The organism is Streptomyces sp. R35 (assembly GCF_041053035.1).
Taxonomy (GTDB): domain Bacteria; phylum Actinomycetota; class Actinomycetes; order Streptomycetales; family Streptomycetaceae; genus Streptomyces; species Streptomyces lutosisoli.
The window spans coordinates 7,765,624-7,787,036 of sequence record NZ_CP163440.1; the positions used below are offsets into that span (position 1 = coordinate 7,765,624).

Genomic DNA, 21,413 nt, shown 5'->3' on the forward strand with positions numbered 1-21,413 from the left:
CGCTTTACCGTGTCAAGGCTGATCGCGCGGAGCCAGGTGGCGGGCGAGCACCTCCAGCGCGTCGGCGACCTCCTTGCGCTGCTCGGGCGTGCTGTCGCCCAGGGCTGCCTCCAGGGCGTCGTCGATGGTGGTGGCCCTGACCTCGGCGACGCGGGCGGAGACCTGCGGGGCCTGGCGGACGAGGAGGCGGCGGCGGTCGGCCGGGTCGGGGGCGGTGGTGACGGCACCGGTGTCCTTGAGGCGGGCGACGGCGGTGGAGACCTGGCTCTGCGGCAGGCCCGTACGGGCGGCGATCTCGCCCACGGCGGTGTCGGGGTGGGTGGCCACGTCGCTGGCCACGATGAGGACGGACCGCACGCTGCCGCCGTGACGCCCGGCGCCGCCTTCGGGCTCCGGCATCGCGGCTTCGCCGATCTTCATCAGGGCGCGTCCGAGGAGGAACAGCTCGACTCCATTCATGCCCCCAGATTACATCAGGATCGATGCATCAATCTTGATGCATCTAAAAAGATGGATTACTGTTCTGGCAGGCACCCGGACACCGCCGGGCGGAGGGAAGGGGCACGACCATGCGGAAGTGGCGAGCGAACCCGTGGGCGGTTCTGGTGGCGCTCTCGCTGGGGTTCTTCATGACCCTGCTGGATCTGACGATCGTGAACATCGCGATCCCGGACATGATGAGCGACCTCGGCACCTCGCTCGACCGGACCCTGTGGGTGGTCAGCGGCTACGCCCTGGCGCTGTCGGTGCTGACCATCACGGCCGGCCGGCTCGGTGATCTGCGCGGGCCGCGGACGCTGTTCGCGGCGGGCCTGGTGGTCTTCACGCTCGCCAGCGTCGCCTGCGGGCTCGCCCCCACCGCGACGGCACTGATCGCCGCCCGGGTCGTGCAGGGTCTGGGCGCGGCGCTGCTCACCCCGCAGACCATGACCCTCATCGTCGCCGTCTTCCCGGCCGAGCGCCGCGGCACCGCCATGGGAATCTGGGGCATGGTCGCCGGGCTGGCCACCCTGTCCGGGCCCACCCTGGGCGGTGTGCTGGTCTCCGCCGTGAACTGGCGCTGGATCTTCCTGGTCAACGTGCCGATCGGGGTGGCCGCGTTCGTCCTGACGTTCCTGGTGGTCCCCGACATCCGGCCCGCGCGGGCCCACCGCTTCGCCCTGACCGGCGTCCTGCTGTCCACGGCCGCCCTGTTCTGTCTGGCCTTCGGCCTCCAGGAAGGCGCGAACTACCAGTGGGGAGCGGGGATTTGGGCGCTGCTCACCGCCGGGGTCGCGCTGGGCGCCGGCTTCGTCCTGCACCAGCGGCGCCGCCAGGACCGCGAACCGCTCGTCCCGTTCGCGCTGTTCAGGGACCGCAACTTCACCGCGATGACTGCCCTGGTCGGCCTGGTCTCCGTTGCCATGCTCGGCATGGTCCTGCCGTTCAACCTCTATCTGCAGTCCGTGCTGCGCCTCAGCCCCATCAAGGCCGGTCTGGTGCTCGCCCCCTCGTCACTGGTGTCGATGACCGTCGGCCCCTTCGCCGGCCGGCTGGCGGACCGTATCGGCGGCAAGTACGTCCTGTTCACCGGGCTCGTCTGCTACGGCGCCGGGATCCTCGCCCTCACCCTGACCGCCGCGCCCACCACCGCCTGGTACGCCTTCGTCCCGGCCACCCTGGTCACCGGTCTTGGCGTCGGCTGCATCATCGCCCCCATGTCCACCGAGGCGATGCGGCACATCCCGCGCCACCTCGCCGGAGCCGCCTCCGGCGTCAACAACACCGTCCGCCAGATCGGTTCCGTGGCCGGTGCCGCCGCCGTCGGCGCCCTGGTGCAGAGCCGCCTCGCCGCCGAACTCGCCACCGGCAAGACCTACGCCGCCGCCTTCACCGCCACCCTGCACACCACCGCCGTCCTGCCGCTGGCCGTGCTGGCCGCCGGAATCCTGGCCTGCCTGCTGCTGCGCCGCCACACCGCAGGGCTGCCGGCTGCCGAGAGCGTCCCGGCAGCCGGGGGCCGGCCGCAGCCCGCGGTCTGCCGCTGATACGAGTCCCGCACGTCCCCGCAAGTTCCACACGTCCGCAAGTTCCACACGTCCCACAACACCGCGACGCCGAGCCCCAGATGTGCGGGGGCTCGGCGTCGTTTTCGGCGGCGTCCGTTGCAGACGGGAAGACGGGAAGGTGAGAACGGACACCGCGTCGAGGGGGCGGGAGGCTACTTCCCGGCGCGCTTCTTGTGGCCCGTCACCTTGGCGATCCAGGTGAGGAAGTCGGCCGGGTCGGTGTTCGACCCGTGACCCTCGTCCCAGTAGTAGAGGTGGTTGACGTCGTCGCCGAGGTTGTCGGCGGCGGCCGCGATGTTGGCGGAGACCGTCAGCGAGGTGTCGGAGTCCTTGGTGCCGAGGCGGATCCACCAGTGCTTCGAGCGGCCCGGGTTCTTCTTGGCGAAGTGGTACATCGGGTTCATCAGGTCGAGCTTCTCGGGGATGTCGCTGTCGAGACGCTTGCTGGTGACGCCCGTGGTGTCGTTCTTGAGGCTGTACGCCGTGAAGTGGCGGGTCTCGGTCGTGCCCGCGCCGAACTCGTTGTTCTCGCCCGCGGACAGGTCGAAGGCGTCGAAGGCCGGCGTGGTCTTCTTGCGCGCGCCCACGTGGGTGAGGAAGTCGGCCCAGGTGAAGGTGGCCTTCTCGCCGTCCCAGTCGATGAACGTGTTGGCGGCGAGGTAGGTCGTGCGGTCCGCGTCCGACAGGTCCGCCAGGTACCTGGTGGCCGACGGCTCCAGGTACTGCTTGACCATGTACTCGTCGTAGTTGCGGGCGTTGAGCGGACCGAAGCCGTTCAGACCGCGCAGCTTGAGGGACGCCTGGTACTCGGCGAACTGCGACTGCAGGTCCTTCGAGACCGTCTGGTCGACGACCTTGCCGGTGCTCGCGGTGACGTTGGTGCCCCAGTTCCACTCGTAGGCGCCGTCGGCGTGCTCCAGGTCGGTGATCGGGCACCAGGCGCCGGTCGCGAAGATCGCGTCGGACGCGTCGGCGGCGCCGAGCTCCGTGAGGTACTTGTCGTAGATCGGGCTGTCGCCGGACGCGCCGAGCAGGGAGGACAGCGCGCCACCGGCGCTGGTGCCCGTGGACACGATCCGGTCGGTGTCGCCGGGGATGACGCCCTTGTTGGCGCGGACATAGCGGACGGCGGCCTTCAGGTCGACGATCGCGGCGGGCGCGGTGCCGTAGTAGGTGCCGTCGCTGTCCTTGAGGGTACGACCGCGTGCACCCGGCTCCACGACGACGTAACCCGCCGCGAGGCCCAGCTTGCCGAGGTTGACCATGCCGCCCTGGGCGTTCACCATCGCGTTGCCGCCGGACTGGACCTCACCATTGCCGCTGCTGGCGGATGCCGAGGCGCTGGGGGAGGCGCTGGTACCGGTGGTGCCCGTGGGGCCGCCGGTCATGCTCGCGCCGCCCACGCCGGTGGCGTCCGCGACGGACGACGGCATGTAGCCGCCCACCGAGTTGGCGAAGACGATCGGAGCGTTGGTGGCGTCGACCGCGGTGCCGTCGACCTTGACCGGGACGCTGACGTTCAGGCTCTGGTACGCCTCGTCGACCGGGTTGGTGACGTAGGTGATGGCCTTCCAGAAGTGGTAGACCACTTCGTGGTCGGTGCCGCCGGCGTCCGTGATGGTCGTCGTCAGCTCCGTGTAGGCGTCCTTGTCGAAAGCGAGGGCGTCCGAGGTCTTCGATCCGGAGTTGCTCGACGCGTTCGCGCTCAAGGCGAAGCCGCCGGCTGCCACGACTCCGACGGTCGCGCCCATACCCATGACGACGGTCCTGCGCTTCACTGCCTTGTGCTTCACTGAGGTCTCTCCCCTTCGCGGCATGTCCGAACTGCCGTCGAGTCGACTGTGATACGCGCCGGACGCCCACGCAGTGGATGCAGGCCAGTGCAGTCAACGCGCTGACGGTCGGGGCTTCGGCCGGGACCGCAGCGCCGGTGCGGGTTCGTTGCCTACACGTGGCGCCCTACTCGATCTTGTGTTGCGAACGTAATTTGCCGCGCCAAACATTGTCAACAATTCTGTTAATTTCATTGTGAACACTCAAGGTCTCATAGCGGGCTCACAAGATCCGCCAGGGTTTCTGAGAGTGTCCGAGAAAGCCCGGGGATTCTTTGGGGCAGAAATTGACCTGGGCGGGCGCGTTCGGACATGCCAGAGCGCCCGCCCTCCTCGTACGGGGGAGTTGGAAGGCGGGCGCGCTCAGGGGGTGCCGGGTGCCGGCGAAAGGGAAGGCTCAGCCGGCGTTCTTGATCGCCGAGATGTCGAAGACCAGCTTGATCTTGTCCGAGACGAGGACGCCACCGGTCTCCAGCGCCGCGTTCCAGGTGAGGCCCCACTCGGAGCGCAGGATCTCCGACTTGCCCTCGAAGCCGACGCGCTCGTTGCCGAACGGGTCCTTCGCGGCGCCGTTGAACTCCAGGTCGATGGAGAGCGGCTTGGTGGTGCCCATGATCGACAGCTCGCCGGTGATCCGGTAGTCGTCGCCGCCCAGCGCCTCCGCCTTGGTGGAGCGGAACGTCATCGTCGGAAACTCGTCGATCTTGAAGAAGTCGGAGCTCTTCAGGTGACCGTCACGGTCGGCGGAACCGGTCTCGACGCTCTCCATCTTGACGTCGAGCGTGGCGGTGGACTTGGACGGGTCCGAGCCGTCCAGGTGCAGCGTGCCGTCGAACTCCTGGAAGCTGCCCTTGACGTTCGTCACCATCGCGTGACGCGCCACGAAGCCGATCGTCGAGTGCGAGGGGTCGATCGTGTAGTCGCCGCTCAGCGCGGCCAGGTCGGGGCTGACGGCTGCGGCCTCGGCGGTCGTGGCCGTGGCGTCGGCGGCGTCGCTCTTGCGGCTGAAGATACCCATGACGTTGCTCCTAAGGGACGGGTCGCGGATTCGTCCGGAAGCCGCGGCGTTGAGGATGTTGAATCTTCAACGAGGTCAACATGAAGCACCGTAGACCTATTCCATTCAAGTTTCAACATCATCCGCAGCGTGTTCACGACGTTACTTCGAGTCAATTCCGTCCGCCTTCCGGGCGGACGCGCGCAGACCTCGGGCACCCTCGCCGTGCACCGCTACGCTCGGTGTGGGTGGGCCGACGCCGGCCGCGGAGTCGCTGGAGATCGTCTGGAACCGGCCGGTACGCCGGCTGAGGGTCCTTATCACCCAGGGGATGGCATGGGCCACTCGTCAATGTGAGGCGGCTCTCAGCCGACTGCTTTGTGAGACCTCTACAAGCCAGAGGCCCTCTGAGCAGTCACATCGCCTGCATGCAGTCGTGGTTCTGTTCAGGGGTACCAGGAAAACGGGCCGGAGACTGTACGGAGTCGACGGCTCGCTTTCCTTGGTGGGCTTCGTAAGGTCACTACATGACCGTTTTGGACGAGGCTGGATCCGCAAGCGCCACAACTTCCGCCGGCGAACCCACGGACGCGCGCGGACGGGTGGCCGAACTGCACGCGATCCGTGCCGAGGCGCTGCGGGGCCCCAGTGAGAAGGCGACCGAGGCGCAGCACGCCAAGGGCAAGCTGACCGCCCGGGAGCGCATCGAGCTGCTGCTGGACGCGGGCTCGTTCCAGGAGGTCGAGCAGCTGCGCCGGCACCGGGCGACCGGATTCGGCCTGGAGGCCAAGAAGCCGTACACCGACGGTGTCATCACCGGCTGGGGCACGGTGGAGGGCCGTACGGTCTTCGTGTACGCGCACGACTTCCGCATCTTCGGCGGCGCCCTGGGCGAGGCCCACGCCACGAAGATCCACAAGATCATGGACATGGCCATCGCGGCCGGTGCGCCGCTGGTGTCCCTGAACGACGGCGCCGGCGCCCGTATCCAGGAGGGCGTCTCCGCCCTCGCCGGCTACGGCGGCATCTTCCAGCGCAACACGAAGGCGTCCGGCGTCATCCCGCAGATCTCGGTCATGCTCGGCCCGTGCGCCGGCGGCGCGGCCTACTCGCCCGCCCTCACGGACTTCGTGTTCATGGTCCGCGAGACCTCGCAGATGTTCATCACCGGGCCGGACGTGGTCAAGGCGGTGACGGGCGAGGAGATCACCCAGAACGGCCTGGGCGGCGCCGACGTCCACGCGGAGACGAGCGGCGTCTGCCACTTCGCCTATGACGACGAGGAGACCTGCATCGCCGAGGTGCGGTACCTCCTGTCGATGCTCCCGCAGAACAACCGCGAGAACCCGCCGCAGGTCGCGTCCGAGGACCCGGCGGACCGTCGCTCGGACATCCTGCTGGACCTGGTCCCCGCGGACGGCAACCGCCCGTACGACATGGCCAAGGTCATCGAGGAACTCGTCGACGACGGCGACTACCTGGAGGTCCACGAGCGCTGGGCCCGCAACATCATCTGCGCGCTGGCCCGCCTGGACGGCCAGGTCGTCGGCATCGTCGCCAACCAGCCGCAGACGCTGGCCGGTGTCCTGGACATCGAAGCGAGTGAAAAAGCTGCGCGCTTTGTCCAGATGTGTGACGCTTTTAACATTCCGATCATCACCCTCCTGGATGTCCCCGGATTCCTCCCGGGCGTCGACCAGGAGCACGGCGGGATCATCCGTCACGGCGCGAAGCTCCTCTACGCCTACTGCAACGCGACCGTGCCGAGGATCTCGCTCATCCTGCGCAAGGCGTACGGAGGTGCCTACATCGTCATGGACAGCCAGTCCATCGGGGCCGACCTCACCTACGCCTGGCCGACGAACGAGATCGCCGTGATGGGCGCGGAAGGTGCCGCCAACGTCATCTTCCGCCGTCAGATCGCCGAGGCAGCCGATCCCGAGGCGATGCGGGTGCGCATGGTCAAGGAGTACAAGGCCGAGCTGATGCACCCGTACTACGCGGCGGAGCGTGGCCTGGTCGACGACGTCATCGACCCGGCGGAAACCCGCGAGGTCCTGATCAAGTCGCTCGCGATGCTCCACACCAAGCATGCGGACCTGCCCTCGCGCAAGCACGGCAACCCCCCGCAGTAACCCTGCGGATCCTCCGCGGCAGCCCCGCGGAAACCTCTCTCACGGAGACTGAACCTATGAGCACCCCTGACATCCGCGTCGAGAAGGGCCACGCCGAGCCCGAGGAAGTCGCCGCCATCACGGCGATCCTCCTGGCCCGTGCCGCCGCCGCCCCCACTGATGCTCCGGCCCGCCACGGCCGCCACAAGGCCGGCTGGCGCCGGCTGGAGCGCGAGCCCGGCTTCCGGGCGCCGCACAGCTGGCACTGAGGCTTTTGACGCCGACAGCCCCGTTCTCCTGGTGGAGGGCGGGGCTGTGGTGTTGGGGTCACTCGAAGGTGACGTCTACGCCGGGGAAGTCGAGGGCATGGGGGTCGTCGGGCAGAAGGCAGTTGCGAAGAATGAGCTGCCTTACCTTGGGGGGATGAAACTTCGGTGTCCTCAGCCAGGCGGCGACGTCGATACCGTTGAGCACCAGGCTCACCCCAGGCAACGAGGCCACTGCTGGCAAGCCTTGAGGCAGGCAGACGTCCTTGGCGAACAGCGCCACCTGCTTAAGGGCGGGGGAGTCGGCGAGAGTGGCCAGGTTGGTGGTTTCCCTCACGTTCTGGATCGAGACGTAGAAAGCTTCCTGCTCCAAACGCAGGCTTCCGTCGAGATGAGGCGTGCCGCCGAGGTCAAGGAACAGATACCTCAGATCTCGCAGCTCTCCGAGTACCTCGATGTGCTTGAGGGGTATGTCGCCCACCAGGCCGAAAAAGGTCAGGCCGGGGTGGTGCCTGAGTACCGACAGGTCGGCCTCTCCGCGTGGTCCGAAAAGGGACAGGCTTGTCACTGTCTGCAACTCACCCAACGCTCCGAACTCCGTGAAGGGATAGGAGATCGACAGCCCGCCGATGCGTCCCAGCTTGGGCAGGCTTCGCCACTGGCCGGAGTGCGTGAGCGCGATGATTCGGTGTGCCAGCGGCAGTCGTGACAGAACCTGCTCGGCGTAGGCCTCGGCGTCGAAGGACCCCCAGGCTCGGATGAGTTCACCGATCACCTCGAATCGCTCGTCCCTCACATACCCGGCCAGCAGCCCCAACGCCTCCTCACCCCCGATCAACGCCACGGTCCGTACCGTCTGCGCGGCGGCCTTCTCCGAAAGCTCGCCGAGCGATCGAGGCATTCTGCGCAGCAGGCTCGGCCCCACCGCCGCCAGTGCGGGCGGGTCCGTCTTCCGGCGGGCCGGAAGCAGCTGTGTCACCGCCGCCTCCAGGCGCTCCCCGAGCTCGTCCGAAACGGAGGGCAGCGTCTCCAGACAGGAAGCCGCCAGCAACCGCAGCGTGCGCGCGTGCCGGGGGTCCCGCTCGGCCCGGTCGAGGATGCCGCCCAGCAACTCCTCCCGCTGGCGGCTGTTGGCATGCCCCGCGGTCATGATGATCGTCTCGCGCCAGAGGTCGAGGTGGGCCCGCTCGACCAGGTTGCCGATCTGGTCCTCTTCCGCGGCCTCCTCGGCGGCGAGGTACTCCTGGAAGGTCCGGTGTACGAAGTCGAGGCGTCCCTCGGCGGGAGCACGGAGCACTCCGGAACGGTCCCGTAGTTGTTCAAGTACCTGCGTGCCATCCATGAGATCCAGGTGGCGCATCGCGGTGAGCTTGGCCCCGACGTATTCGGCCGCCCTCTCCAGAGCGATCTCACTACGGTTGTTGTTGGAGAGCCGCCAGGCCAGATCCCGCAACACGACGAGCTTGTCCCCGAGACTGAGCTTGCTCTCCACCGCGCTCGGCACGTTCCGGTCCGCGTCCCGGTCGTGGACCAGCGTGCGGAGCGCGTTGCGGTACAACTCCATCCGGTCGCGGGGCAGTTGACTGCCCCGGGTGAGGTGCATGGCGCAGAGCATCGCCGCCAGCAGGGGAGTGCCGGCCAAAGACTGGAGATGCGCCCGGTCTTTGAGGCTGGTGAGCAAGGACTGTTCGTACCGGGGGAGTTCGTCGGCCCCGCAAGGCAACTCGTCGCCCAGTTCCCGTACCGCCTGATGCCATTGCCGTACGAACGCCGCCAGGTCCGGAGGTGTCATCCGGTCCAGATTCAAGGTGGCGAAGTCTTCCCGACGCAGCCAGTCCGCGCCGGCCGCCGCCGGACGGGAGGTGACGACCACCTGCACACCGCTGTACGTCGTCAGCAGCCTGCGCAGCCAGTCCCGTACCCCCCGCCGCTCCCGGTTGAGCAACTCGTCCACACCGTCGATCAGCAGGAGGGCCTTGCCGCCTTCGAGCTGCCGCTCCACCCAGCCCTTGGGCATGATGCCGGTCAGAGGTGAAGCGACCCCGTCGAGCATCGCCTCCGGCGTCGGCAGGGGGCGGTCGCTGTACTCTCGCAGCTTCACGAAGACCGGGGTAAGGCCGTTCCAGTCCGCCAGCTCTCCCGTGAAGGCCCCTCGGGCAGCCGTGACGGCCAGCCAGCGCAGCAGAGTCGTCTTCCCCGAGCCCGCCTCACCCCGCAGCAGGACCCGTGCGGCTCCGCCCAGCGCGGCCTCGACCCGCATTCCGGAGCCCTCGCCCCCCGCCTCCTCCCAGTCGCTCATGTCGGCCCGCAGCTGTGGCAGGGAGCGGGCGGTCCGGCGGCGGTGGGTGCCGTCGTCGCCCGTGGCCCGCAGGCTCACGTAGGCCACCGACAGCCGTACCTGCGCCGCCGCTCGGTCCGAGGCGCGGCGGAACAGCTCCACCTCGTCCAGGTCCTCGCTGACGAGTTCCAGGTACCGGCGGCGGAAGGCCGTGTCCTGGTCCATGCCGTCCGGTGCGAACAGTGAGCGGTCCGGGAGCCGTTCGAGGATGCGGGCCACCTCGCCGCCCAAAGTGGCCGTCCGGGCCAGCAGTTCGGCCAGTGCCCGTTCCTCGAAGACCGGAAGGCTTCGCACGATGCGGACGTAGTACTCGACGCACTCGGCGAAGAGCCGCTCGTAGAGGCGGGTTTCCGGCTCGCTCAGGCCGACCGGTGCCCTCACCGATCCCGTGATCCGGCGGATCAGTTCAGCCGGCTGGGCATCCGCGGCCAACAGCGCCTCGTCCGACAGATCCGCCCGCTCGAAGGTGTCGCACACCGCGTCGATCACGGCCGTGCGGCCCGACTCGTCCAGTGCCCGGAACTCGTGCTCCAGGAACGGCTCCACGCGGTCGAACACCGCGTCGGCGATCTGCTCGAACTGCCGCTTCACACTCCGCTGGAACTTCACCCCGGGAACCCTCACCCGGGCAAGCTCCTCGATCGGCAACCGGCGCTCCTGCTCCCGCCGTTTGCCCCCCAGCCACAGCTGCGCCGCCGTGTTCGCCACGGTCGTCCCCAGCCGTAACGCCGCCGTCTCCGCGAGCATCGAGCCCCTCCCCAGGTGATCCGGTGATCCAGCGATGCGACAAGGCATTGTGGCCCACGGGCAACGGCCCCCGCTTCTCCCTGGGGAGAAACGAGGGCCGCTGCCTCGGAAGTTCCGTACCGCTAGCGCAGGCGCGCCATCAACGCGTGCTCGACCAGCGTGATCAGCGTCGACTTCGCGTCCGCGCGGTGGCGGGCGTCCGTCGTGATGATCGGGGCGTCCGGACCGATCTGGAGCGCCTCGCGGACCTCTTCGGGGTTGTACGGCTGGTTGCCGTCGAAGCCGTTGAGGGCGATGACGAACGGGAGGCCCGAGTTCTCGAAGTAGTCGACCGCGGGGAAGCAGTCGGCGAGACGGCGGGTGTCCACCAGGACGACGGCGCCGATGGCGCCGCGGACCAGGTCGTCCCACATGAACCAGAAACGGTCCTGACCGGGGGTGCCGAACAGGTAGAGGATCAGGTCCTGGTCCAGGGTGATGCGGCCGAAGTCCATGGCGACGGTGGTCGTCGTCTTGTCTCCGGTGTGCGTGAGGTCGTCGATGCCCGCGGAAGCGGACGTCATGACGGCCTCGGTGCGCAGCGGGTTGATCTCCGAGACGGCGCCGACGAACGTGGTCTTGCCCACGCCGAAGCCGCCCGCCACCACGATCTTCGCGGACGTGGTGGAGCGGGAAGGCCCTCCGCTAGAGCTTGCGAAGTCCACTGAGCACCCTTTCGAGCAAAGTCACGGCTGGCTGGCCGCCGGCGCTCTCGTCGCCGCCCGGCTGATGAATGGCGACCAGGCCCGCCTCCGCCAAGTCGGCGACGAGGATCCTGGCCACGCCGAGGGGGATCGTGAGCAGCGCCGAGACTTCGGCGACCGACTTGATCTCTCGGCAGAGGTTGCAGATCCGCTGATGCTCGGGCAGCTGGCCCTGCATCTGGTGCGGCTGCGCGGTGGTGTGCACCAGTGCCTCGATGGCGAGCTGGTAGCGGGGCCTGGTGCGGCCGCCCGTCATGGCGTACGGGCGCACCAGGGGATTGTTCGACGATCCCGCGGGTGACGGCTCGGGTGAGCGTCGCTGCGGCTGCACAGGCTGGATGCGCGGTGCCGAGGGCTGGTCGTACGGCGAGGGACCGGGACCCTGGGGGCCCTGGGGCGCGTACGGCTGCTGCCTGTGGCTGGGCGCGGAGGGGAAGTTGTACCGGTTCGGGTTCTGCGAACCGTCACCCTGGCCGCCCTGCCCCTGGCCGGGGCCGTGCGACCAGTTGCCCGAAGACGAACCGCCTGGGGGTGTTGCCACTTTCTCCTCCTCCGACTGTGCCGGGCACCCATCACTGAGGGACCGCGTCCCGAAACCTTACGGCCCCGGGACGCCAAAACGCACCGTCTGTCTGTTAGTTGAGAAGGCTCCCCTGGAGCTCTGCTCGAAGGTCCGGGGTCAGGACCGTACCTGCACGGTCCACCAGAAGTGCCATCTCGTACCCAATGAGACCGATGTCCGCCTCCGGGTGTGCGAGGACGGCGAGCGATGAACCATCGGAAACGGACATGATGAAGAGGAATCCTCGCTCCATCTCCACAACCGTCTGGTTCACACTGCCTCCCTCGAAGATGCGGGAGGCCCCCGCGGTCAGCGAGGTAAGACCGGACGCGACGGCCGCCAACTGGTCGGCGCGGTCACGGGGAAAGCCTTCGGACATGGCCAGAAGGAGTCCGTCGGCGGAGACCACCACCGTGTGCGACACCCCGGGGGTGTTGTCCACGAAGTTGGTGATCAACCAGTTCAGGTTCTGTGCCGCCTGGCTCATCGGGCTCACACTAACGCTCCTGGTTGTAGGTGCTGTCAGGGCCGAAGCCCTGGCCGTTCGTGTCACTACCTGCATTGCGTCCCTGCTGGACGCCGCGGCGCAGGTTGCTCAGCCTGCCCCGGATGTCCTCAGGAGCGCGGGAGACCTGGGGGCCGCCCTGTGGGGTCTGCTCCGCGGTTCCCTCGACCAGGTTGGCCTTGGGTACCCGCCGCGGCAGACCGGACGAGGTGACCCCGCCCGCCTTGGGCTTCTTGAGCTGCTCGGCGCGCTGCCAGCGGTCGTCGTTGTTCGAACGCCAGTCGTCGGTGCCGTTGCCCGCGGACGGTGCCTGTGCCCCCTGGCCGCCCTGGATGAGGGGGCGCTGGCCGTTGCCGTTGGCGTTGCCGCCGGCGGTGGATCCGCGGCGGGGCAGCCCTGCGTCGGTCAACGCGTGGGCGGCGGAGGCAGCCGGTCCCGGACGGGTGAAGCCTACGCGGTCCTGCTCACTCACGTCAGCGGCCTGCGTGGATTCCGCTTCCGGAGCGTACCCGGACCGATACCCGCCCTGATACGCGTCCTGCTGCGGCCAGTCGTCCTGGTGGGACGGCTCTTCGAAGGCCGAGAACGTCTCCGAGGCAGCGCCCCGGGCTCCCGAGTGCTCCTCCTGGACCGGCTCCGCATAAGCGGGCTCCGGGTAGCCGCCACTGGACGGGAAGTATGACTCGTCATACGACTGCTGCTGCGGTTCGTCGTACGCCGTCTGCTGGTCGTACGACGCCTGCTGCTCCTGGAACGCACCCTGCCCGTTGCCGTACGCGGGGCCACCCTCGTAGGACGGCCGGCCGTTGTCGTACGCGGGCTGCTGGGCATCGAAGTCGTCCTGGTAGCCCTGGGGGCCTTCGATGGCCTCCTGGCCGTGCGTCTGGGCCTCCAGGGCCGCACGGCGCTCCTCACGCATCAGGGAGCGGCCCACGGGGTCCAGCTCGCGGATGTCGTCCGGGACGTCGTAGCGGCTGTCGTCGAAGCCGAGCTCCGCGGCCGTACGCATCGGCTGCTGGCCTCCGAAGTCTTCGCCCTGGAACGACTGCTGCTGCTGGGGGATGATCTGCGAGACGGTGAACTCGTCGCGCTGGAGCTGCTGTTCGCCGCCGCCACCACCGTGGGTGATCGCGTCGGGGAGCATGACCAGGGACGTCGTACCGGCCTGCTCGCCCGAGGGGCGCAGCTGGACGCGGATGCCGTGCCGGTCGGACAGCCGGCCGACCACGAACAGGCCCATGCGCTGCGAGATCGCGGCGTCCACGGTCGGCGGGTTGGCCAGCTTGTGGTTGATGTCCGCGAAGTCCTCGGCGGTGAGGCCGATGCCCTTGTCGTGGATCTCGACCATGATGCGGCCGTCGGGCAGCCGGGTCGCGGTGACGCGGACCTTGGTCTGCGGGGAGGAGAACGTGGTGGCGTTCTCCAGCAGCTCGGCCAGCAGGTGTACGAGGTCGGTGACCGCGCGGCCGTGGATCTCGGCCTCCGGGACGCCGGAGAGCTCGATGCGCTCGTACTGCTCCACCTCGGAGGAGGCGGCGCGCAGCACGTCGACCAGCGGGACCGGCTGGTCCCAGCGGCGGCCGGGCTCCTCGCCGGCGAGGACCAGGAGGTTCTCGCCGTTGCGGCGCATACGGGTCGCGAGGTGGTCCAGGCGGAAGAGGTTCTCCAGCTGGTCCGGGTCGGCCTCGTTGTTCTCCAGGTCGGTGATCAGGGTCAGCTGGCCCTCGATCAGCGACTGGTTGCGGCGCGACAGGTTGGTGAAGATCGCGTTGATGTTGCCTCGCAGGAGGGCCTGCTCGGCGGCGAGTCGTACGGCCTCGCGGTGGACCTGGTCGAAGGCGCGGGCGACTTCGCCGATCTCGTCCGTGGTGGTGATCGGGATGGGCTGTACGCGGGTGTCCACGCGGCCCGGGTCGGTACGCGAGAGCTGGTCGACCAGCATCGGCAGACGCTGCTCGGCGACGTTGAAGGCCGCGTTGCGCAGCTGGCGCATCGAGCGGCTCATCTGGCGGGCCACCATGCCGGCCAGGATGAACGCGGCGAGCAGGGCGACCACGACGGCGGCACCGGTGATGAAGGCGTCGGTCTTGGCGCTGTCGGAGATGGACGCGGCCTCGGACACGGCCTTGTCGGCGAGATCCGACTCGATCTGGCGGTAGGCGTTGTACTTGGCGGTGTTGACCACCCACCAGTTCTGCGCGGTGACGCCCTTCGCAGCGAGCCCCTGGACGGTGGTCGCGTCCGGGCTCGCCATCGTCGCGAGGTCCGTGACCATCGCGTTGTCGCCCGTCGGCGGCGGTACGTAGGTGGGGTCGGCCGCGGCGGCCGCCTTGGCCTGGGCCGTGAGGTGGGTCTTGATGTCCGCCTTGGCCGCCTCGAGCTTGTCCGCGTCGGCCTGTGTGCCACCACCGATGTACTCCTCGATGGCGATGCCTTCGAGGTAGGCGTACGAGGAGAGGGCGACGCGCTGGCTGGCGAAGCTGCTCAGACCGGGGCCGGGCTTGACCAGCAGGTGCATGCCGATGGAGCGCTGCAGCGACAGGGCGGCCTTGGAGAGCGAGATCGCGTAGACCGTACGGCCGTAGCTGGTGATGTTTCCGGTGCCCAGACCGAGCTCGTTGGCGAACTCCATCAGCGGGTGCTGGATGGCGACGTAGCCCTCTTCGGTCTTCACACCGGGAAGCTTTGTCGTGTAAGCCAGCTTGCGCAGGGAGTCCAGACCGGGCTCGACCTTGCGGAAGATGGCGAGGCGGCGCTCCAGGCCCGCCGTCTTGGGCATGTTCTGGGCGGCCTCGTCGAAGGCGTCCGCGGCCGAGTCCGTGTCCTTGCGGGCCGCGGTGACGGTGGCCTTGTCCTTGGCGGTCTGCGCGCTTCCCTTCAGCAGGGGAGCGGCGGTGACGTCCCGCTCGACGTACAGCTTGTCGCCGTACGTGAGAGCGGCCTGCACCAGACGGGCCGTCTTCTCGGCGTCCTGGGCTTCCTGCCAGGTGTCGATCGAGCCCTTCACCTGGAAGCCGCCCATGACAAGGCCGACCACCACGGGTATGAGCAGGATCGCGTTCAGCCTGGTCGGCACGCGCCAGTTGCGCGGGGAGAAACGACCGCCGCTCGACGCGGGCGCCGCCGTGGGCTCCGGGCCGGGCACCTGTGCGGGCGCCGCTCCGCGCGGCGGCGGGGTGAAGTTGCCCCGTGCCGACGGCTCGGGACCGTTCTTGCTTCGCCTCACTCGACCAACAACCTCTCGGCGTCGGCACCTACGTTGTGCCGCGGTGTCTCCAGCGCCCTTGACTACTGGGCAGTTCAGCGCATTCCAGCACGTCAGGCGGCGCCCTTCCAAACACTCGGAACCGATGATTCCGAGTGAGGTAAGCCCCAGATAAAACGGTCATAAAGCAGCGAGCCCCGCCAAAAGGCGGGGCTTTTGTGAGCACAGCGGTACCGGGTGACCGCGATGCGTGGCGGTGCCAGTGAAATTCTCTGTCGAAACGTTATGAACACTGTGGCCGACCGTGTCAAACGACACAGCCGGCTCCAATGCGTCTACGACAACTGCCTTATGGAACTGTCGACTTGGCTACTACCGCAGCCGTGCCATGAGCGCATGCTCGACGAGCGTGATCAGTGCGCTCTTCGCATCCGCACGGTGCCGGGCGTCCGTCGTGATGATCGGGGCGTCCGGACCGATCTGCAGTGCCTCGCGGACCTCTTCGGGGTTGTACGGCTGGTGCCCGTCGAAGCCGTTGAGGGCGATGACGAACGGCAGACCGCTGTTCTCGAAGTAGTCGACCGCCGGGAAGCAGTCGGCGAGACGGCGGGTGTCCACCAGGACCACGGCACCGATGGCGCCGCGGACCAGGTCGTCCCACATGAACCAGAAACGGTCCTGACCCGGCGTACCGAAGAGGTACAGGATCAGGTCCTGGTCGAGGGTGATACGGCCGAAGTCCATGGCCACCGTGGTGGTGGTCTTGTCCCCGGTGTGGGTGAGGTCGTCGATGCCCGCGGAAGCGGACGTCATGACGGCCTCGGTGCGCAGCGGGTTGATCTCGGAGACGGCACCCACGAATGTGGTCTTGCCGACGCCGAAGCCACCCGCCACGACGATCTTCGCGGAGGTGGTCGCCCGGCCTCCGTCAGAGCTTGCGAAGTCCACTGAGCACCCTTTCGAGCAAAGTCACGTCCGGCGCGCCGCCGTTGTTCTCATCGCCGCCAGGCTGGTGAATGGCGACGAGTCCGGCCTCCGCGAGGTCCGCGACGAGGATCCTGGCCACACCGAGCGGCATGGACAGGAGGGCCGACACCTCAGCCACCGACTTGACCTCACGGCAGAGGTGGCAGATCCGCTGGTGCTCGGGGAGCAGCCCCATCAGCTGCGCCGGGTCGGCCGTGGTGCTGATCAGTGCCTCTATGGCGAGCTGGTAGCGCGGCCGGGTCCGGCCGCCGGTCATCGCGTACGGACGTACCAGCGGCTGGTCGCCCTCATCCTCGTACGTATGTGCGTACGGATCATGAGAGGCGGTAGGCGGGGTCATGAATCCTCCGGGCGGGACAGCAAGTCGGTCATTCGTGCCGTCTGTTGGGGCCGGTGGGGGGATTGTGACGGCCGGACGGTGGTTTCGTGCAGTCGGTGGAACCAGGGCCGTCAGTGGAGCAGACTGCCTTGGAGCTCGGCGCGCAGGTCCGGCGTGAGGACGGCGCCCGCACGGTCGACGAGCAGCGCCATCTCATAGCCGACGAGGCCGATGTCGCACTCCGGGTGGGAGAGGACCGCCAGGGACGATCCGTCCGAGACGGACATCAGGAAGAGGAAGCCGCGCTCCATCTCGACGACGGTCTGGGCCACCGTGCCGCCCTCGAAGATCCGGGAGGCCCCGGCGGTCAGCGAGGTCAGCCCGGAGGCGACGGCCGCGAGCTGGTCGGCGCGGTCGCGCGGGAATCCTTCGGACATCGCCAGAAGGAGCCCGTCGGCGGACACGACGACGGTGTGGGACACCCCGGGGGTGTTGTCCACAAAGTTGGTGATCAACCAGTTGAGGTTCTGTGCCGCCTGGCTCATCGGGCTCAACTAACGCTCCTGCTGGTGAGTGGGGCTGGGGAAGCTGCCGGTCTGGCCGTTGCCGGCCTGTCGACCCTGCTGAATGCCCCTACGGAGATTGGTCAGCCGGCCGCGTACGTCATCAGGCGCACGCGAGACCTGCGGACCGGTTTGGTGCTGTTGCTGCTGTGCCGTGCCCGCGACGAGGTTGGCTCGCGGGACGCGGCGCGGCAGGCCTGAGGTGGTGACCCCGCCCGCCGACGGTTGACGGACGCGTTCTGCCTGTCGGACGAGGTCGTCGTTGGGCGTGCTGCGCCACGAAGCGGGGGCCGGTGCGGCAGCCGGCCGCTGCGGAGCCGAGGGAGCCTGCGGCTGCTGCTGCGCGGCCTGCGGGGCACCCTGGGAGCCGTTGTTCTGAGCGCCGCCGGCGGCGCCGTTCGCCTGAGCCTGACCGTGGAACCAGTTGGTCTCCAGCGTGTCGTACAGCGGCGTACGTCCGTCGCCGGGGCCCGCAGGCGGCAGCGCCTCGGGCTCCTGCGGACGCACCGGCCGCTGCTGCGGCGGCTGCGGGCGCTGCTGAGCGGGCTGGCGGGGAGCGCCGAAGTCGGCGTTGTCCCGCCCGGCGCCCGACTGCGGCCGCTCGAACTGGCCGGTGGACGACGGGTCCTGGCGGTTGCCGTACCCGGGCGTCGCGAACTGGCCGGTGGACGAGGGGTCCTGGCCGTAGCCCGGCCGGGCGAACTGGCCGGTGGACGAGGGGTCCTGGGAGGCGCCGTAGCCGGGGGTGGCGAACTGGCCCGTGGTGGACGGGCTCTGGCCGACGGGGGCCGGGTTCCCGGGACCGAACACGTCCGGGCGGACGTACTGGCCGGTGTTCTGGCCGTTGTTCTGCGGCGCGCCCGCACCGGGGCGCGGGGCGTCGAAGTCGGGACGGGCGAACTCGGACGTCGCGCCGGGGCCCTGACGGTCGTCGATCCGCGGCATGCGCGAAGTGGCGTCCGGCTCCTCGTGGCCACGCGGGGTGTCGAGGGACGAGCGCGGCACGGGCGGGAGCGCGTTGTCGTCGCTCCAGCTCGGCCTGCTCTGCTGCGGGCTGCCACCGGGAAGCTCGGCACGCGCACCACCGCGGCCCGGCAGCTGCGGCCTGCGACGGCTGCCCTTGCCCTTGCCGCCGGACGGCTGCTGGGCGGGCGGGGCCGCGGGACCGCTGTCACCGAAGTTGCCCTGGCTCTGACGCGCCCCGGGTCCGTCGCCGAACCCGCCCTGGCGTGCGCCGGGTCCGTCACCGAAGCCCTGCGGCGTACCGGTTCCGGTGGCCTGGAGGCCCTGCGGGGCACCCGGCGCGCTCTGCCCGAAGGCACCGGCACCGGCACCGGCCGGAGCCGGCCTGCCCTGCGGCGGATTGCCCGCACCCTGCGGTCCACGCGCGCCGCCCGGCAGTCCGGGACCACCCGGGTTGCTTCCGGGCAGTGCGGCCCGCGGACCCTGGCCGGCGCCGACCTGGCCGCGCTGCGGCGGGGCGCTGATGCGTCCGGCGCCACCGGCGGGGGCACCGGCACCGAGCGAGGGACCGCCCTGCGAGCCGTTGCCACGGCGGGCGGCGGCGGCACCGGCGGAGGCCTGCGAGGCGGCCGGACCGCTGAGGCCCGGGGCGCCCTGGCCCGGCTTGCCCGGAGCCTTCTTGCCGCCCTGGGCGACATCGACGGGGAGCATGACGAGCGCGGTCGTACCACCGGAGTCGGACGGCCGAAGCTGAATGCGGATGCCGTGGCGCTGCGACAGACGACCGACCACGAAGAGGCCCATGCGGCGGGAGACGGAGACGTCCACGGTGGGCGGCGAGGCGAGCCGCTCGTTGATCGCCGCGAGGTCCTCGGGGGAGAGGCCGATACCCGTGTCGTGGATCTCGATCAGCACCCGGCCGTCGGGCAGCGCGTGACCGGTGACCTTGACCTTGGTCTGCGGGGAGGAGAACGAGGTGGCGTTCTCGAGCAGCTCGGCGAGCAGGTGCACGAGGTCGTTGACGACCCGGCCGGCGACCTCGGTGGTCGGGACCGAGGCCAGCTCGATGCGCTCGTACTGCTCCACCTCGGAGGCGGCGGCGCGGAGCACGTCGACGAGCGGGACCGGGCGGGTCCAGCGGCGGCCGGGCTCTTCACCGGCGAGAACCAGAAGGTTTTCACCGTTACGGCGCATGCGGGTCGCGAGGTGGTCGAGCTTGAACAGGGACGACAGCTGGTCCGGGTCGGCCTCGCGGGACTCCAGCTCGGAGATGAGCGAGAGCTGACGCTGGATAAGACCCTGGGAGCGGCGCGAGAGGTTGGTGAACATCGCGTTGACGTTGCCTCGCAGGAGGGCCTGCTCGGCGGCGAGTCGTACGGCCTCGCGGTGCACGTCGTCGAAGGCCGCGGCCACCTGGCCGATCTCGTCCCGGGAGTGCACACCGACCGACTCGACGGAGGTGTCCACGTCCTGCGGGTCCGACTCCGACAGCTGCTTGACCAGCTCGGGCAGCCGGTCCTGGGCGACCTTGGTCGCGGTGTCCTGGAGGCGGCGCAGCGAGCGGATCATGGAGCGGGCCACGACGAAGGCGCCGACGAGCGAGACACCGAGGACGAGGAGGATCAGCGCACCCGAGAGGATCGCTTCGCTCTCGGACTCGTTGCGCAGCTCACGGGCCTTCTGCTCCATCTGGCCGAGCAGCGTGGTCTCGATGGTCCCCATCTTCTGGATCTTGGTGCTGTCGTCGTCGACCCAGTCCTTGTACGAGCGCTTGGTCTGCGTCTTGAGACCGTCCGAGTCGGCCAGTACGCGCCTGGCGTACTCGTCGGCCGACTTGATGGTCGGGCTGCTGCCCTTGTCGATGGGCTTCAGCAGCTCGGTGGCGGCGGCGGCGCCGTAAATGCTCTTGAAGCCGCTGATCTCCGACTCCTGGCTGTCCAGGGCGGAGAGCGCGTACTGCCGGTCGTTCTCCGACAGCGAGCCGAAGGTGTCCTTCGTCTCCGGCAGCGCGGCGGCGAGGACGGCCTGCTGGACGGAGGCGTACTCCTTGGCGGAGGAGAAGGCGGACAGCGCGCGGGTGCGCTGGATCATCTCCGGGTTGCTGGTGGCCTCGGCCATGTCCTGCGAGAGCGCGAGGAGGTTGGTGACGAGCCGGTGGTAGGCGTCGACCGTCTGCGTCGAGTTCTTGGGGTCGCTGTACGCGTCGCTGCGGATGGCGCCGAGCTTGTACAGGTCGGACGCGATACCGACCAGGCTCTCGCGGACACCGGAGAGCTGTCCGTTCGCGTTGGCGTCCTCGATCTCCTGGGTGCCCTTGAGGAAGTTCCTCTTGGCGATGTCCGTCTGGTCGCGGACTCCCTTGACCGTGTAGTCGCTGGCCTTGGCGCCGTTCGCGAGCGGACCCGCCGACAGGTCGCGTTCCTTCTGGAGCGCGGCGGCGAGCTCGGTCGCCTGCTTGGTCATGTCGGTCAGCAGCTTCATGTTGTCGAGCTGCTGAATGCTGTCCATGTTGTCGTTGATGCGCAGCGCACCGAGCGAGGTCGCGGCGACCACGGGGAGCGCAAGCAGCGAGACCAGACGCGTCGAAATGCGCCAGTTGCGCAGCGCTATTCGCGGGCCGGGGCCCGGGGGGCCCGCCGGCTTCGCGGCCGATGTGGCGGGAGCCTTGGCCTTCGCGCCGGAGCGTGCGGAGTGTTCACCGCTGCCGCCGACCTCTGCCGGTCCCGGGTTCTGGGCGTGCTGGGGCGAGGAGCCGGCTGCCATCGGGCCAGTCCCGCCGTGCGGCTCCGGCTCCGCCGAAGCGCTGCCATCCCTCTTGAAACGTCCCTGCACTAGCGTCGCAACCTCTGGACCAGGCGCCCCTCCGCGAAACGGATGGGACGGTGTCGGCGTCGTACAGGGGCGCAGATGCGCCCCCTGGTGGTCGTGAGTGACCGGCGCAGGTTTCCCCCTTCCCGCCGCCACTCGGCGCTGCGTTGCGCCCCTGCGCGCCGGTTCGATCCCGCGGCGGTCCGTGGAATTCCAGCACAGTGCCGGATCTCCAACAAGGGCCGAGTACCAGGCTGTGACCTCCGTGACAGCTTGTGAGTGGTGCGTTACGAGATGTAGAAAGTGATCTCATACATAACGGGCGTATGTGTACGAGGTGTTGGAGTGTGCAGGGTGTCCCAGTCGACATGATCAGGAGCGGAATGTTTGCTTCAGTGGAGCAATGTCCGTTTCGC

Annotated in this window: 15 protein-coding genes; 3 read left to right on the forward strand and 12 right to left on the reverse strand. The window is 68.9% G+C overall.

Annotation, left to right across the window (positions count from 1 at the left end):
• Window positions 1-12 precede the first annotated feature (12 nt).
• Window positions 13-459, reverse strand: coding sequence for a MarR family winged helix-turn-helix transcriptional regulator (locus AB5J50_RS35225; protein ID WP_369262509.1), 447 nt, complete (start codon window positions 457-459; stop codon window positions 13-15).
• A 110-nt stretch (window positions 460-569) separates the two neighbouring features.
• Between AB5J50_RS35225 and AB5J50_RS35230 the strand changes: the two genes are divergently transcribed.
• Complete coding sequence (locus AB5J50_RS35230) at window positions 570-2,027, forward strand: DHA2 family efflux MFS transporter permease subunit (RefSeq protein WP_369262511.1); 1,458 nt, start codon at window positions 570-572, stop codon at window positions 2,025-2,027.
• 173 nt (window positions 2,028-2,200) lie between these two features.
• Here the strand turns inward: AB5J50_RS35230 and AB5J50_RS35235 are convergent, their stop codons facing one another.
• Together AB5J50_RS35235 and AB5J50_RS35240 are read right to left on the reverse strand one after the other, a co-directional pair.
• Window positions 2,201-3,805: a subtype B tannase gene (locus tag AB5J50_RS35235; RefSeq protein WP_369265601.1), complete on the reverse strand. Its 1,605-nt coding sequence runs from the start codon at window positions 3,803-3,805 to the stop codon at window positions 2,201-2,203.
• 472 nt (window positions 3,806-4,277) lie between these two features.
• Window positions 4,278-4,898 carry a YceI family protein gene (locus AB5J50_RS35240; protein ID WP_327431974.1) on the reverse strand — a complete coding sequence of 207 codons (621 nt, stop codon included), beginning with the start codon at window positions 4,896-4,898 and terminating at the stop codon, window positions 4,278-4,280.
• 506 nt (window positions 4,899-5,404) lie between these two features.
• On the opposite strand from AB5J50_RS35240, the gene AB5J50_RS35245 reads away from it, so the two are divergent.
• Both AB5J50_RS35245 and AB5J50_RS35250 read left to right on the forward strand, forming a co-directional pair.
• A complete protein-coding gene (locus AB5J50_RS35245; protein WP_369262512.1) occupies window positions 5,405-7,012 on the forward strand; it encodes an acyl-CoA carboxylase subunit beta in 1,608 nt (535 codons plus the stop codon).
• Window positions 7,013-7,068: 56 nt separating this feature from the next.
• Window positions 7,069-7,260 carry an acyl-CoA carboxylase subunit epsilon gene (locus tag AB5J50_RS35250; RefSeq protein ID WP_369262514.1) on the forward strand — a complete coding sequence of 64 codons (192 nt, stop codon included), beginning with the start codon at window positions 7,069-7,071 and terminating at the stop codon, window positions 7,258-7,260.
• 58 nt (window positions 7,261-7,318) lie between these two features.
• On the opposite strand, the gene AB5J50_RS35255 is transcribed toward AB5J50_RS35250, so the two are convergent.
• The 9 genes from AB5J50_RS35255 to AB5J50_RS35295 form a co-directional block, all read right to left on the reverse strand.
• Window positions 7,319-10,342, reverse strand: a complete 3,024-nt coding sequence (locus AB5J50_RS35255) for an NACHT domain-containing NTPase (RefSeq protein WP_369262515.1) — start codon at window positions 10,340-10,342, stop codon at window positions 7,319-7,321.
• A 122-nt stretch (window positions 10,343-10,464) separates the two neighbouring features.
• Window positions 10,465-11,046, reverse strand: coding sequence for an ATP/GTP-binding protein (locus AB5J50_RS35260; protein WP_099502672.1), 582 nt, complete (start codon window positions 11,044-11,046; stop codon window positions 10,465-10,467).
• Window positions 11,027-11,626 carry a DUF742 domain-containing protein gene (locus AB5J50_RS35265; RefSeq protein ID WP_327431978.1) on the reverse strand — a complete coding sequence of 200 codons (600 nt, stop codon included), beginning with the start codon at window positions 11,624-11,626 and terminating at the stop codon, window positions 11,027-11,029. Before AB5J50_RS35265 ends, AB5J50_RS35260 begins: the two co-directional genes overlap by 20 nt.
• A 94-nt stretch (window positions 11,627-11,720) precedes the next feature.
• The gene (locus tag AB5J50_RS35270; protein WP_005479603.1) at window positions 11,721-12,134 is read right to left on the reverse strand and encodes a roadblock/LC7 domain-containing protein; all 414 of its coding nucleotides are present in this window, start codon (window positions 12,132-12,134) and stop codon (window positions 11,721-11,723) included.
• Window positions 12,135-12,144: 10 nt separating this feature from the next.
• Window positions 12,145-15,378, reverse strand: coding sequence for a nitrate- and nitrite sensing domain-containing protein (locus tag AB5J50_RS35275; RefSeq protein ID WP_369262518.1), 3,234 nt, complete (start codon window positions 15,376-15,378; stop codon window positions 12,145-12,147).
• Between the two features lie 351 nt (window positions 15,379-15,729).
• A complete protein-coding gene (locus AB5J50_RS35280; RefSeq protein ID WP_028802395.1) occupies window positions 15,730-16,305 on the reverse strand; it encodes an ATP/GTP-binding protein in 576 nt (191 codons plus the stop codon).
• Window positions 16,286-16,684 (reverse strand): DUF742 domain-containing protein, encoded by a 399-nt coding sequence (locus AB5J50_RS35285; RefSeq protein ID WP_327431980.1) that lies wholly within the window; start codon window positions 16,682-16,684, stop codon window positions 16,286-16,288. The genes AB5J50_RS35280 and AB5J50_RS35285 overlap by 20 nt, the downstream gene beginning before the upstream one ends.
• A gap of 110 nt (window positions 16,685-16,794) precedes the next feature.
• Window positions 16,795-17,208, reverse strand: coding sequence for a roadblock/LC7 domain-containing protein (locus AB5J50_RS35290; RefSeq protein ID WP_010984127.1), 414 nt, complete (start codon window positions 17,206-17,208; stop codon window positions 16,795-16,797).
• Between the two features lie 9 nt (window positions 17,209-17,217).
• Entirely contained in the window at window positions 17,218-21,021 is a 3,804-nt protein-coding gene (locus AB5J50_RS35295) for a nitrate- and nitrite sensing domain-containing protein (protein ID WP_369262521.1), read from the reverse strand.
• Window positions 21,022-21,413 lie beyond the last annotated feature (392 nt).